The organism is Aureimonas sp. D3, from assembly GCF_001463805.1.
In the GTDB taxonomy this organism is placed as follows: domain Bacteria; phylum Pseudomonadota; class Alphaproteobacteria; order Rhizobiales; family Rhizobiaceae; genus Aureimonas; species Aureimonas ureilytica_A.
Window position 1 is genome coordinate 50,862 of the sequence record NZ_BBWM01000010.1, and the last position, 12,876, is coordinate 63,737.

The 12,876-nt window shown below is 65.0% G+C and carries 13 protein-coding genes; 8 read left to right on the forward strand and 5 right to left on the reverse strand.

All coding sequences use genetic code 11. The features are described from left to right. The first annotated feature begins 65 nt into the window (after nucleotides 1–65). The gene (locus AUL36_RS03675) at nucleotides 66–845 is read left to right on the forward strand and encodes a DUF3108 domain-containing protein (RefSeq protein WP_062218162.1); all 780 of its coding nucleotides are present in this window, start codon (nucleotides 66–68) and stop codon (nucleotides 843–845) included. Between the two features lie 105 nt (nucleotides 846–950). Here AUL36_RS03675 and AUL36_RS03680 read toward each other — a convergent pair whose 3' ends face one another. After that, nucleotides 951–1,784: a PhzF family phenazine biosynthesis protein gene (locus AUL36_RS03680; RefSeq protein ID WP_062218165.1), complete on the reverse strand. Its 834-nt coding sequence runs from the start codon at nucleotides 1,782–1,784 to the stop codon at nucleotides 951–953. Nucleotides 1,785–2,060: 276 nt separating this feature from the next. Between AUL36_RS03680 and AUL36_RS03685 the strand changes: the two genes are divergently transcribed. The 4 genes from AUL36_RS03685 to AUL36_RS03700 all read left to right on the forward strand — a co-directional run bounded on the left by AUL36_RS03685 (nucleotide 2,061) and on the right by AUL36_RS03700 (nucleotide 7,000). Next, entirely contained in the window at nucleotides 2,061–4,127 is a 2,067-nt protein-coding gene (locus AUL36_RS03685) for a M10 family metallopeptidase C-terminal domain-containing protein (RefSeq protein WP_062218167.1), read from the forward strand. 119 nt (nucleotides 4,128–4,246) lie between these two features. Continuing rightward, nucleotides 4,247–4,759, forward strand: coding sequence for a hypothetical protein (locus AUL36_RS03690; RefSeq protein ID WP_062218169.1), 513 nt, complete (start codon nucleotides 4,247–4,249; stop codon nucleotides 4,757–4,759). A 510-nt stretch (nucleotides 4,760–5,269) separates the two neighbouring features. Beyond that, nucleotides 5,270–6,157, forward strand: a complete 888-nt coding sequence (gene yddG / locus AUL36_RS03695; protein ID WP_062218172.1) for an aromatic amino acid exporter YddG — start codon at nucleotides 5,270–5,272, stop codon at nucleotides 6,155–6,157. 42 nt (nucleotides 6,158–6,199) lie between these two features. Further along, nucleotides 6,200–7,000, forward strand: a complete 801-nt coding sequence (locus AUL36_RS03700) for an SDR family NAD(P)-dependent oxidoreductase (protein ID WP_062218175.1) — start codon at nucleotides 6,200–6,202, stop codon at nucleotides 6,998–7,000. Nucleotides 7,001–7,019: 19 nt separating this feature from the next. Here the strand turns inward: AUL36_RS03700 and AUL36_RS03705 are convergent, their stop codons facing one another. Together AUL36_RS03705 and gloB are read right to left on the reverse strand one after the other, a co-directional pair. Further along, nucleotides 7,020–7,466 carry a cupin domain-containing protein gene (locus AUL36_RS03705; RefSeq protein ID WP_062218178.1) on the reverse strand — a complete coding sequence of 149 codons (447 nt, stop codon included), beginning with the start codon at nucleotides 7,464–7,466 and terminating at the stop codon, nucleotides 7,020–7,022. Next, nucleotides 7,463–8,230, reverse strand: a complete 768-nt coding sequence (gene gloB, locus AUL36_RS03710; RefSeq protein ID WP_062218181.1) for a hydroxyacylglutathione hydrolase — start codon at nucleotides 8,228–8,230, stop codon at nucleotides 7,463–7,465. Before gloB ends, AUL36_RS03705 begins: the two co-directional genes overlap by 4 nt. Before the next feature lie 295 nt (nucleotides 8,231–8,525). Between gloB and AUL36_RS03715 the strand changes: the two genes are divergently transcribed. The 3 genes from AUL36_RS03715 (at nucleotide 8,526) to AUL36_RS03725 (ending at nucleotide 10,851) form a co-directional block, all read left to right on the forward strand. Next, nucleotides 8,526–9,269, forward strand: a complete 744-nt coding sequence (locus AUL36_RS03715; protein WP_062218184.1) for a class I SAM-dependent methyltransferase — start codon at nucleotides 8,526–8,528, stop codon at nucleotides 9,267–9,269. Nucleotides 9,270–9,305: 36 nt separating this feature from the next. Then, a complete protein-coding gene (locus AUL36_RS03720) occupies nucleotides 9,306–10,289 on the forward strand; it encodes an aldo/keto reductase (protein ID WP_062218188.1) in 984 nt (327 codons plus the stop codon). A gap of 103 nt (nucleotides 10,290–10,392) precedes the next feature. After that, entirely contained in the window at nucleotides 10,393–10,851 is a 459-nt protein-coding gene (locus AUL36_RS03725; RefSeq protein WP_062218191.1) for a hypothetical protein, read from the forward strand. Between the two features lie 42 nt (nucleotides 10,852–10,893). Here AUL36_RS03725 and metW read toward each other — a convergent pair whose 3' ends face one another. Together metW and metX are read right to left on the reverse strand one after the other, a co-directional pair. After that, nucleotides 10,894–11,547, reverse strand: a complete 654-nt coding sequence (gene metW / locus AUL36_RS03730) for a methionine biosynthesis protein MetW (protein ID WP_062218194.1) — start codon at nucleotides 11,545–11,547, stop codon at nucleotides 10,894–10,896. Then, a complete protein-coding gene (gene metX / locus AUL36_RS03735) occupies nucleotides 11,544–12,728 on the reverse strand; it encodes a homoserine O-acetyltransferase MetX (protein WP_058634845.1) in 1,185 nt (394 codons plus the stop codon). Before metX ends, metW begins: the two co-directional genes overlap by 4 nt. Nucleotides 12,729–12,876 lie beyond the last annotated feature (148 nt).

Sequence of the window (12,876 nt, forward strand, 5' to 3'; positions counted from 1 at the left end):
CCTGCTCCGGCCACTCGCCCGCGGGCGCGGCTTCTGCTTCCGGCACTCCGGCCAAGGATATCCGTATGTTCGCACGCCTCGCGCTTCTCGGCCTCGCCCTGATGAGCTTCGCCCCGGCGGCTGAGGCCCAGAGCGCCCTGAAGACCGAGTATCGCATTTCGCTCATCGGCCTTCCGGTCGGCCGCGCGAGCTTCGAGACGCGCCTTTCGCCGACGCGCTATTCGGTCAAAGGCCAGCTCGCCTCGGCCGGGCTTGCCGAACTCGTGTCTTCGACGCGCGGCTCAAGTTCCGTGTCGGGCCGCATCACCGGAAACCGGCTTTTGCCCGAGCGATACCGGCTGCAATATACGAGCGACAAGAAGTCCTGGCGGGCCGATGTGCGCTATCGCAACGGGCGCGCCGTCTCCTCCGACATCGCGCCCCCCGCGCAGACCCCGCCGCCCTCCGACTTCATTCCGGTAAAGCCTTCGCAACTCGCCAGCGTCGTCGATCCCCTGGGCGGGTTGATGATCAAGCCGGGCAGCGACCCGGCCGCCATCTGCCGCCAGCCGGTTCCCTTCTATGACGGCTGGTCGCGGCTCGACCTCGTCCTGTCGCCGGGCGACGGCGAGCAGGACTTTCAGGCCGAAGGTTTCTCCGGCAAGGCCATCGCCTGCAACGCGCGCATCCGCCCCGTATCGGGCTATCGCACCTCGTCCAACGGCATCAAGTTCCTGCAAGAGCGCACGATCCAGCTTTGGTTCGCGCCGATCGGCCAAAGCGGCATCTACGCGCCGGTCTATGTCCGCATTCCGACGCAGGTCGGCCCGCTGACGCTGACGGCGACCCGATTCGCCAAGCCCTGAAAACCAAGCCTTAGAGCCTATTTAAGAACTCGGTCGGGTCGGCGCGACGGGCCTTTTCCGGCCCCGTTTCGTTGCCCCTCCACCGCCGGTTTTCCAAACGGTCTCTCAGAAATCGAGCACGCCTTCGATCAGGATCGACACGTCGCCGCCGATCAGAATGTCCTGCCCACGCGGGGCGACGTGAACCCGGCCGTGACGCGCGATGCAGCGCCCTTGCGCGGCGACATAGGGTTGGTTCAGCCGCCCTTCGGCCTTCAGCCAGCAGGCGATGGCCGCATTGAGCGAGCCGGTGATCGGATCTTCCTTCACGCCGTGCCAGATGTCGATCATCCGCACCTCGACATCGACCTCGGAGCCCGTCGGGTACGCTCCCAGAAGACCGATCGCCCGTTCCTCGGGAAAGCTCGCGCCGCTCGCGTCGGCGCGCAGCACACAGTCGGCGTCGCGCAGTTCCAGAAACTCCCAGACCGGGCCGTTGGTCAAAAGCGCCGAGCGCAGAATATCGGCCGGATCGATCCGCAGGGCGCGGGCGGCCGATTCGAGCCGGTCCGGGGCCAGCGGCTCGATGCGCGTCGGCGGCGCGACGAAGGCCGGGCGCTCGCCCGACACGTCGATCTCCACCACGCCCACCGCGCATTCCTGCCGCACCAGGCTCGGCTCCTTGGGCACGCCGCCCGCATGAAGCCAGCTCATGCAGCTGCCGAGCGTCGGATGCCCCGCAAAGGGCAGCTCACGCGTCGTGGTGAAAATGCGTAGGCGATAATCGGCCGCGGGGTCGGACGGCAGCAGAAGAAAGGTCGTCTCGGCCAGATTCGTCCAGCGCGCGAAGCGGGCCATCTCCTCCTCAGACAGCCCCTCCCCGTCGAGCACCACCGCCAAGCCATTGCCCTGCGCCGCCAGCGGAGAAAACACATCGCACTGAATGAAACGCCGCCGCATGGATTGACCTCGAATCTTGACCTTTTGGGTCGAGAGTAAAGCGTTCTTCCAAAAGGAGACAAGCTTCAGGTCGGGCTGAACCTCGAGACTGATCCAAAGGTCTTTAACCCAAATCTTCGATCCACACGGCCTCAATGTTGCCCAAGCCACACGCCAAACGCGATATTTAGGAAATTATCTCTATGTAATCGGAAGCAGATGAGTCGACGCAACACGCCTCGCGTGTTTTTTGCAGACTACCTGTCTTTCTGATCGTATCGAAAGTCCAACCGTCCCATGTGCATCTATTGCGGCAATCCCCTGCATCACATGAACGATGCCGCTGGGGTGATACAGGGTCTAGCCGCCTTGAACAGCGATGCGCGCGGCAGCGGCACCTACAACAACAAACCCTCCTTCACCGTCGCCCAGGCTGCGGCTCAGATCGGCCGAGGCGATCTGACATGGAACGGTTCGGGCCAAGCCACTTTGGGCCTGTCGGCCGTCGTGACCTATGATTTCCGCACGAGCCCGCCCGCGAGGATGCCGGTCGATACGGGCGGCTTTTCCGCTTTCAATGATCAACAGATCGCGCAAACCCGACTGGCCCTGCAATCCTGGGCCGACGTGGCGAATGTCGCCTTCAAGCAGGTGACGCCCGGGGCGGCGACAAGCGCCGGCGCCCAGGACAACGCGCAGATCCTCTTCGGCAATTACGCGTCGGGAATGTCGGGAGCGGCCGGCTTCACCTATTATCCCGACCCATCGGGTCGATCGAACGTGGCTGGAGACAGCTGGTACAATTCCACCTACAGCTACAACACCGCCCCGACGCTTCTCGGCTATGGCCGGCAGGTTCTGGCGCATGAGATCGGCCATGCGCTGGGGCTCAAACATCCCGGCGACTATAATGCGACCGACAGCACGCCCCTCACCTACGCGGCCGATGCCGTGTATTATGAGGACTCGCGTCAATACACGATCATGAGCTATTGGTCGGAAGCGCATACGGGCGGCCAGTTTGGCGAAGCCGATGCCTCTGCGCCCTTGATGGACGACATCGCCGCGATCCAGCGGTTGTATGGTGCCAATTCCACCACGCGCACGGGCAACGACATTTACGGCTTCCACTCCAATACCGGGCGGGACTTCCTGTCGGCGGCGGATGCGACCTCAAAGCTGATCTTCTGCGTTTGGGATGCCGGCGGGAACGACACGTTCGACTTTTCCCTGTATCAGCAGAACCAGACGATCGACCTTCATGCGGGGGCCTTCTCCGATGTCGGCGGCCTTGTTGGCAATGTGTCCATCGCAGTCGGCGTCACGATCGAGAACGCGATCGGCGGCGCCGGCAACGACAGGATCACCGGCAACGCGGCCGACAACCAGCTCTTCGGCAATGATGGCAACGACACGCTGATCGGCGGCGGCGGAAACGACACGCTGGATGGGGGCGCAGGCGACGACACGACGATCCTCGCGAATGCGCTTGCCTCCTACGACCACCGGATCAGCATCGACGGTTCGGTGTTGCTGCGCGAGAGCAACGGCGCGGGCGCTCGCGATGTCGTGCGAAATGTCGAGCATTTCCAATTTTCCGACGGGTCGGTTCAGCTCGACCCCGGCCATCCGCTCTTCGATCCGTTCTATTACGCGGCCACGCAGCGCGACGTTTATGCGGCGGGGGTCGATCCCCTCGCGCATTTCAACGCCAGCGGTGTTCGCGAGGGCCGCAATCCCAATCCCTATTTTGATGTGAAAGCCTATCTCGCCGCCAATCCCGATGTCGCGAAGGCGGGCGTGAACCCGCTGGATCACTATGCGCAGAACGGAGCGGCGGAGGGGCGCGACCCCTCGCTGAATTTCGACACGCGCCTCTATCTGCATTTCAACCCGGACGTCGCTGCGGCCCACGTCAACCCGCTTCAGCACTTTCTCACGGCCGGTCAGGCAGAGGGGCGCGCGAGCTATAAAATCATCGGCCAACATATCGATGCGGACGATTTCGACGCCACCTATTATCTCATGGCCAATCCCGACGTAGCGGCCGCCCATGCGGACGCTCACCAGCACTATTCGGCCTATGGTTGGCGCGAGGGGCGCAACCCCAATGTTCTGTTCGATACGCGCTTCTACCTGAAGCAAAACAGCGATGTCGCCGCGGCCAAGATCGACCCGCTGGCGCATTACGCGGCCAATGGCTGGCATGAGGGGCGCAACCCGTCCGCCGCCTTCAACACGACGAAATATCTCGCCGACAATGCCGATGTCGCTCAGGCCGGCGTCGAACCGCTTCAGCATTTCCTGACGCACGGCGTGCTCGAGAATCGTTCGATCGCGGATTTCAGCGCTCTGATCGCCTGAAAGGTCGCCTGCCTTCGCCTATAGGTCCCCTCGCGGCGGCGTGCCGCAGGGGAGCTTCGCATCCCGGTGCGGTTTCGATCGTTGGACGGCCAAAGGAAATGCAACCGCGGGAGCATCCGATGGCCAGCACGGCAGAGCATACCGATCCGAAGCTTTGGGAAAAGGTGAAGGACAAGGTCACGAAGGGCGCCAAGGGCGGCAAGCCGGGCCAGTGGTCCGCGCGCAAGGCACAGATGGCGACCGCCGAATACGAGAAGGAAGGCGGCGGCTTCAAAGGCGAGAAGTCCAAGGACAACAGCCTTCAGCAATGGCAGGACGAGGACTGGGGCACGAAGTCCGGCAAGAAGAGCGCCGAGACGGGTGAGCGCTATCTGCCCAAGAAGGCCCGCGAGGCCCTGTCCGACAAGGAATACAAGAAGACCAGCGACAAGAAGCGCGCCGACACCAAGAAGGGCGAGCAGCATTCGGCCCAGCCCAAGGACGTCGCCAAGAAGACCGCAGCTTATCGTGATGGCAACGAGGGCGGCCAAGAGCACACCAAGGCCGAGCTTTATGCGGAAGCCCGCAAGCGCGACATTCCCAACCGGTCCAAGATGAGCAAGGCCGAGCTGGAAAAGGCGCTGGCGCACTGACGCGGCGGCTCCGCGCGGTTCCCTCGCGGCGGCGCGGAGCCTTTTTTCCACCGCTGAAAGACCGGATCGCCGATGGCATACAAGCGATCGACCAGCAAGGAACTTGAGTGCGGACAGGCTGTGACGCGGCAGCCCCCGCCTATGATCGCAAGCCAGCGACCCTGATTTGCGCAAGGATACAGCTGCCAACGTGCGAGGACATTAGGTAGAAGCTTCGAGCGGAAAGCGGCGGAGGGGTTCTCGTTTATAAGCGAGCATCGACGCGCCGAAGGTTCCGGCAGAAAAATTCGATCCGCCCACCCCACCAGATCTCGTCGGCAGGTTTCGGAACAGCCGATGCGAGCGCCCCAACAGGCCAAGGTGACGGGCGATCGCTCGCAGGCTGTTTCCAACCCTTCGCTTCTCGGCTCGATAATGCGAGTTCGACTGCCTTCGCGCGCAAGGATACAACTCGCTTGGCTCCGCCGCGCGTCCGTTGCTATCGTGGAGGCGGTTTGACGGAGGGGCGAGATGGCGACGGCGCTGGGATTTTCGGCCATTTTGATGTGGTCGCTTTTGGCGCTGCTGACGGCGCGCAGCGGTGCCGTGCCGCCGCTCCAGCTCAATGCCATGTGTTTTGGGTTGGGAACGCTGGTCGGTCTCGCCGCGCTGAAACTGCGCGGCGTGCCGCTTTCGGTGTTCCGACAGCCGCCCGCCGTCTGGACGCTCGGCGTCATCGGCTTGTTCGGCTATCACGCGCTCTATTTCGCGGCCTTGCGCAGCGCGCCAGCCGCGGAAGCCAGCCTCATCGCCTATCTCTGGCCGCTTCTGATCGTCTTGGGCTCGGCCATGTTGCCGGGCGAGAAGCTGCGCTGGTTCCATCTGGTCGGCGCACTGCTTGGCCTGTCCGGAGCGGGCCTCATCATCGCCGGCAAGGGCGATGGCCTGTCCTTCGAGGGCGGGCACGGGCTCGGCTATGCGCTGGCGGGCCTTTGCGCGCTGACATGGTCGAGCTACTCGCTTCTGTCGCGCCGCTTCCGCGATGTACCGAGCGATGTCGTGACCGGTTTCTGCGCGGCGACCGCGCTTCTCTCCCTGCCCGCGCATTGGATGTTCGAGACGACGGTCTGGCCCGCAGACGGCGGCCAATGGCTCGCCGTCGTGCTTCTGGGTCTTCTGCCGGTCGGCGCGGCCTTCTATGTCTGGGATTACGGCGTGAAGCGCGGCGACATCCAGCTTCTGGGCGCGGCGAGCTATGCCGCACCGCTTCTCTCGACGCTGGTCCTCATCCTCTTCGGAGAGGCGCAGGCGACATGGGCGCTGGCGCTCGCCGCCTGTCTCATCACGCTCGGCGCGGTTCTGGCCGCGCTGCCGATGTTTTCCCGGCTGCGCGATGGCCGGCTGACGAACAGCGCTTAACCTCTAGTTCCACGGCTGCACGCCCCGAAGGAAAGGCAGCCCATGTCCGCTTCGTACCGTCCCCTCGCTCTCGTCACGGGAGGCTCTTCCGGCATCGGCACGGCCTATGTCCGGCATCTCGCCTCCACGGGATACGAGATCCTGGCGGTCGCGCGTCGGCGCGAGGCGCTGGAGGCGTTGAAGAGCGAGATCGAAGCCTCGCATAGCACGACGGTCGAGGTGCTGCCGGCGGACCTCGAATCGGACGAGGGCCTGTCGCGCGTGGTAGAGCGCCTGCGCCAAGGCAGCTTCGTCACCATGCTCGTCAACAATGCCGGCTTTGCCGCGCGCGGTCAGATCGGCGAAATGGATCTGGCCGCCTTCGACCGGATGATCCGGCTCAATGTCGTCGCCGTCGCCCATCTGACGGACGCGGCCATGGCGCGGATGCGCGTGGAGAACCGAGGCACGATCATCCAGATTTCGTCGGGCACCATGTTCATGCAACTGCCCGGCAACTCGGCCTATGGCGCGTCCAAGAATTTCGTCACGGGCTTCACCCGCACCCTCCAAGCCGAAGCCGAGGGCACGGGCATCCGCGTTCAGCTTCTGGTGCCGGGCGTCATCGCGACGGACTTCCACCTCGTCGCCGGCAACGATCTTTCGCGCTTTCCGCCCGAGCGCGTCATGTCGGCGGACGATCTCGTCACCGCCTCGCTGCGCGCGTTGGAACTCGGCGAGCCCGTCTGCATCCCCTCCGTGCCCGATATCGCGGACTGGGACGCCTATGTCGCGGCCGAGCAGCAGCTCTCGGCCAACGCCTCGCGCGACAAGCCGGCCGCGCGATACCATGTGACCATGTGACGAGTTGAGGCCGGCTCGGTTACCCGCCCCGCGCCGGGCGCGGAATGGGGCGCCAGTCCTTCGGGGCCATCTCGAAGCTCTCGAAACGGAAGCCGGGCGCGACGGTGCAGCCGACCAGCGTCCATTCGCCGAGACTCGTCGCCGTCTGCCAGCAGCCGGCGGGAACGGTTAGTTGCGGCATCTCACCGATCAGGATGCTCGGCCCGAGCCGATGCGAGGACGCGTCATGCCCGTTGGGCGAAAGCGTCAAGGCCAGCGGCGCGCCGGCATGCCAGTGCCAGGTCTCGGCCGCGTCCGTCACGCGGTGCCATTCCGAGGTTTCGCCGATGTCCAGAAGATAGAGGATGGCGGTGGAGCGCGAACGCCCCTCCCCGTCCACCGCCTCGTCCCGGAAGGTTTCGCGATACCAGCCGCCTTCGGGATGGGGCTGGAGCTTCAGCCGTGCGATGACGTCCCGCGCCCTCAATATCTGTTCCTCTTCTCGCGCAGCGCCGCGAAGATCGCGACGGGATCGGCCCCTTCCATGCCGAAGGCGGCGGCCAACTCGGGATCGTCCGCCCGCAGAAACGGGTTGGTCTTCTTCTCCCGCCCGAGCGCGACGGGTAGCGTCGCGCGGTGCTCGACCCGCAGCGCCTCGACCTCTTTCACCCGCTCCTGCAACAGGAGATTGCCGGGATCGACATCCACGGCAAAGCGGGCGTTGGTCGCGGTGTATTCATGGCCGCAATAGAGCATCGTGTCGTCGGGCAGCGCGCGCAGGCGCTGGAGGCTCTCCCACATCTGCGCGGGGGTCCCCTCGAAAAGCCGGCCGCAACCGAGCGAGAACAGGGCGTCGGCGGCAAAGAGCGCCTTTTCCCCCGGCAGGAAATAGGAAATCTCGCCCGCCGTGTGGCCGGGCGTGTCGATGACCTCCACCTGGATGCGCCCCAGCGCGAAGCGATCGCCCCCACGCACAGGTCGGTCGAGCCCCGGAATGCGCGCCGCCTCGTCCGCAGGGCCGATGATCTCGCAACCGAACCGCGCCTTCAGCGCCTCGTTGGCGCTCACATGGTCGTCATGGTGATGCGTCGTCAGGATATGGGTCAGCCGCCAGCCTTCCTGCTCGAGCGCGCGCAGGATCGGCCCTTCTTCCGGCGCGTCGATCGACAGCGTGATGCCGCTGTCCTGATCATGCAGGAGAACGCCGAAATTGTCCCGGCGGCAGGTGAATTGTCGGATCGAAGCGACCAATGCGCTCTCCCTCGTTTCGCGGCTTAGAGCGCCTAACAAAACCTCTGGGCGGAGGCTGGCCGAGGGATTTTTGTCAATCCACGCGGAGCGAAGCGCAGTCGATGCCGGCGGCATCGGCAAGCATTCGCGACAAAGTGGTTGGCAAAAAGACCCGGCCAGCCGACCCCCGAGGTTTTGTTAGGCGCTCTCATGCCGCCAGAGATAGGGCATCGCGGCCCGGCAACAAAACAGCGGTGCGAAGGCGCGCGCATTGCGTTAGGGTCGAACACGAAGTGCAACAGCCGCGAGCCTGCGATTGAACGCCGACATCACCGAATTGCGGGACTTCTATGCCACCCGCCTCGGCGAGGCCGCCGTGCGCTCGGTCGCGATGGCCTTAGGTCCGATCTGGAAGCCGATCCCACAGGAGCGGCTGGTCGGCATCGGCTATGCCATTCCCTATCTCGATAAGCTTGCCACTGATTCGGAGCGCCGCCTCGCCTTCATGCCCGCCGCTCAAGGCGCGGTGAACTGGCCGGTGCATCAGCCCTCGCTGACCGCCCTCGTCCATCCGGCCGAGCTGCCGCTGGGTGACGCCTGCATCGACCGCATCCTCATGGTCCATGCGCTGGAATTTGCCGAAAGCCCGACGGAGATGCTGAGCGAAGCCTGGCGCGTGCTGGCGCCCGGCGGGCGGCTGGTTCTGGTTTTGCCGAGCCGGCGCGGCGTCTGGACCCGCTTCGAGCACACGCCTTTCGGCTCGGGCCGGCCCTGGTCGCGGACCCAGGCGACGCAGCTCCTGCGCGAGACCATGTTCACGCCCTCGGGCTTTTCCGACGCGCTGCATTTTCCGCCCTTTCGCCGCGCCGGCCTTCTCAACATCGCGCCGCTCTGGGAGCGGATGGGGCGGCGCGGCTGGCCGATCTTCTGCGGCGCCATCATCCTGGAGGCGACGAAGCTCGTGTATCGCGGCATTCCCGTCACGCATCGCGAAAAGCAGCGTCTGCGCCGCCTGCGCCCGGTTCTCCTGCCGCATGGCGCGCCGGCCCTTCACCGCTGACACGAGTTTTCCTTCCAGCCCTTACGGAGACACCCCATGCAACAGCGCAAGCTCGGCCCCGATCTCACGGTCTCCGCCCTCGGCCTCGGCTGCATGGGCATGTCGGAATTCTACGGCGAGGGCGACGATGCCGAGTCGCTCAACGTCATCCACCGGGCGCTCGATCTCGGCGTCACCTTCATCGACACGGCGGACATGTATGGCGTCGGCCATAATGAGGAGCTGGTCGGCCGCGCGCTGAAGGGACGGCGCGACAGCGTCATCCTCGCCACCAAGTTCGGCCATATGCGCGCGCCGACGGGCGAGCGGCTCGGCATCAACGGCCGGCCGGACTATGTGCGCAAGGCCTGCGACGCCAGCCTCCAGCGCCTCGGCGTGGAGCGGATCGATCTCTACTACCAGCACCGGGTCGATCAGAACGTTCCGATCGAGGACACGGTGGGCGAGATGAGCCGCTTGGTGGAAGAGGGCAAGATCGGCTTTCTCGGCCTGTCGGAAGCCGGGCCGCAGACGATCCGCCGCGCCCACGCGACCTGGCCCATCGCCGCGCTTCAGACCGAATATTCCCTCTGGAGCCGCGACCCGGAAGAGGAAATTCTTCCGGTCCTGCGTGAACTCGGCATAGGCTTCGTGCCCTATTCCCCGCTCGGACGCGGCTTCCTGACGGGGCGTTTCCCCACGCGCGAGGCGATCCCCGAGGACGACTATCGCCGCACCGCGCCGCGCTTTGCCGAAGGCAACATCGAGAAGAACCGCCAGCTCCTGCGCACGGTCGAAGGCGTTGCCGAGCGCCACGCCGCCCGCCCCTCGCAGGTGGCGCTCGCCTGGGTCTTGGCGCAGGGAGAGGACATCGTGCCCATCCCCGGCACCAAGCGCATGAAGTATCTGGAAGAGAACACCGACTCGGTGAATGTCACGCTGTCCGCCGACTATCTCGCCGAACTCAGCGAGACCTTCGCCCCCGGCAAGGTCAGCGGCGAGCGCTATGGCGAGGCGAGCTTGAAGATGGTGGGGCTGTAACAGGCTCGCGTCATCGAAGCGGCACGCACGGCCGATAGAAGGTCGAGCGGCCCGGAAACGATCGTTCTGCGTTTGGCCTGCGATACGAGGAAGCTTTCCGTCCATGCGCGCGCGCTCCGACATACAGGCGCAGTATCCCTACCTCTTGCATACGAACCGCGAGCTCGGCCTGATGCTGGCAGGCATCAAGCCGGCCGCCTTTTTCGGAGATGTGGTGGATGCCCTCGCGCCCGTGCTGGTTCGCTACCTCAGCCGGTTCGATCGCCATGTCTCAGCCGGCCGTCTCGTTCGGCGGGACTGCTGCTTGGACCCGAGACCGCGGCTCCCGTGGAGAATGCACCGCATCTATTTCGCCCTGCCCGCCGAAGAGTGGCGGATCGACGAGTTGATCGCTCTGCACGACGCGATGTTCATCGACCGGATTTGGTCGGTGGAGACCGAGCGGCGCGAGGGAGAACTCTTGGGCTATGAAGACTGGATGAACGATTTCCACCTCGCCCGACTGGCACGGCTGGCAGAGAAACGAGACACGGGCACGCTCGATCAAACCGTCGCGGGCTGATGCCTTTCCCTGCCTCGTCCTTATGGAGAAGGATGGCTTCCCTCACCGCTTCAAGACGAACACCGCCTGCTGACCGAACAGGTTCCACAGCCACCAGGGCATCCGCACGCCCAAGCGCTCGCCCGAGGCGTTGAGTGCGACGGCGGTTTCGACCTCGGCGCCCACTTCGCGCGCGAGGTCCACGAAATCGCGGATCGTGCAAAAATGGATGTTGGGCGTGTCGTACCAGGAATAGGACAGACTCTTGGTCACCGGCATCCGCCCCTTGAAGAAGAGGGACGAGCGCACGGTCCAATGGCCGAAATTCGGGAAGGAGACGACCGCGCGCCGGCCGATCCGCAGAAGCTCGGAGAGGACGAGCTTGGGATTGTCGGTCGCCTGGATGGTCTGCGACAGGATCGCGTAGTCGAAAGCCCCGTCGGGATAATGGACGAGATCGCGGTCGGCATCGCCCTGGATCACCGACAGGCCGCGCCGCACGCATTCGTTGACGCCGGGCTGCGACAGTTCGATGCCACGCACATCCACGCCGCGCCGGCTCTGGAGAATTTCCATCAGGGAGCCGTCGCCGCAGCCGATGTCTAGCACGCGGCTGCCGCGCGCCACGAGATCGGCGATGAGTTCGAGATCGACGCGCCGGCTGGGCGCCTCCGCGACCTCGGCCGTGGTCGGAACGGGGGCGGCGGTCACGCTCATGGCAGAAGGCCCCGGGCCTTGGCGGCGGAGGAGACGAAGCCCTGCACCGCGCCGGTGAATTCCGGCTCGTCGAGAAGAAAAGCGTCGTGGCCCTTGTCGGTCTCGATCTCCACGAAGGAGACGGAGGCGGCATTGGCGTTCAGCGCATGGACGATCGTCCGGCTTTCGCTGGTGGGGAACAGCCAGTCGGACGAAAAGGAGACGAGGCAGAAGCGCGTCTTGGCCCCTCGGAAGGCCTCGGCCAACTTGCCCCCATGCTCGCCCGCGATGTCGAAATAATCCATCGCGCGGGTGAGATAGAGATAGGCATTGGCATCGAAGCGATCGACGAAGGTCATGCCCTGGTGGCGCAGATAGCTCTCGATCTGGAAATCGGCCTCGAAGCCGAAGCCGAGCTTTTCGCGATCCTGAAGGTTGCGGCCGAATTTGCGATGCAGCGCTGCTTCCGAGAGATAGGTCACATGCGCGGCCATGCGCGCGACGGCGAGCCCCTTGTGAGGGCGCGTGCCGTATTGGAGATAATGCCCGCCGCGCCAATCGGGATCGGCCATGACGGCCTGCCGGCCGACCTCATGAAAGGCGATGTTCTGCGAGGAATGGCGCGCGCCGGTGGCGATCGGCAGCGCCGCGAAGACGCGCTCGGGATAAGCCACCGTCCATTGCAGGCACTGCATCCCGCCCATCGAGCCGCCGATCACGGCGAAGAGCTGGCCGATGCCGAGCCGATCCATCAGCATCGCCTGCGCACGCACCATGTCTGGGATGGTGAGAACGGGCAGATCGAGCGCATAGGGCAGGCCGGTGGACAGATCGACCGAGGCCGGGCCGGTCGAGCCCATGCAGGAGCCGATGACATTGGAGCAGACCACGAAGAAGCGATCCGTGTCGATCGGCTTGCCTGGTCCGATCAGCGTGGACCACCAGCCGGGCTTGCCGGTCACGGGATTGGGGCTGGCGGCGTACTGGTCGCCCGTCAGCGCATGGCAGACATAGATCGCGTTGGACTTGTCGGCGTTCAGCTCGCCATAGGTCTCGTAGGCGATGTGAAAGGGAGACAGCGTGCGCCCGGCATCGAGGCGCAGCGGCTCGTTTTCGCCGAAATAGGCGACCTTGGACGAGGGCTGGCGGGCCTCGCGAATGCCGAGGTTTTCCCCGGTGACAGGATCGGCGATGATGGACATGACCTGTGCTATCGACTGCCGGGCGCGAAGGCAACAATCTTGCGCGCGCCCTCCCCTGCGCCCTGACGTTTCGGCCCGTGCCGGCTGCGGTCCTCGACAAGGCGGCGTGGCGGGTCTATGCGACCTCCAACGATTTTCGCCAACCTTG

Bases quoted from the DNA above. Each gene is read 5' to 3' on its own strand.
- AUL36_RS03675 (WP_062218162.1), top strand. From the start codon at position 66: ATGTTCGCACGCCTCGCGCTTCTCGGCCTCGCCCTGATGAGCTTCGCC.
- AUL36_RS03680 (WP_062218165.1), bottom strand. From the start codon at position 1,784: ATGCGGCGGCGTTTCATTCAGTGCGATGTGTTTTCTCCGCTGGCGGCG.
- AUL36_RS03685 (WP_062218167.1), top strand. From the start codon at position 2,061: ATGTGCATCTATTGCGGCAATCCCCTGCATCACATGAACGATGCCGCT.
- AUL36_RS03690 (WP_062218169.1), top strand. From the start codon at position 4,247: ATGGCCAGCACGGCAGAGCATACCGATCCGAAGCTTTGGGAAAAGGTG.
- yddG (WP_062218172.1), top strand. From the start codon at position 5,270: ATGGCGACGGCGCTGGGATTTTCGGCCATTTTGATGTGGTCGCTTTTG.
- AUL36_RS03700 (WP_062218175.1), top strand. From the start codon at position 6,200: ATGTCCGCTTCGTACCGTCCCCTCGCTCTCGTCACGGGAGGCTCTTCC.
- AUL36_RS03720 (WP_062218188.1), top strand. From the start codon at position 9,306: ATGCAACAGCGCAAGCTCGGCCCCGATCTCACGGTCTCCGCCCTCGGC.
- AUL36_RS03725 (WP_062218191.1), top strand. From the start codon at position 10,393: ATGCGCGCGCGCTCCGACATACAGGCGCAGTATCCCTACCTCTTGCAT.
- metW (WP_062218194.1), bottom strand. From the start codon at position 11,547: ATGAGCGTGACCGCCGCCCCCGTTCCGACCACGGCCGAGGTCGCGGAG.
- metX (WP_058634845.1), bottom strand. From the start codon at position 12,728: ATGTCCATCATCGCCGATCCTGTCACCGGGGAAAACCTCGGCATTCGC.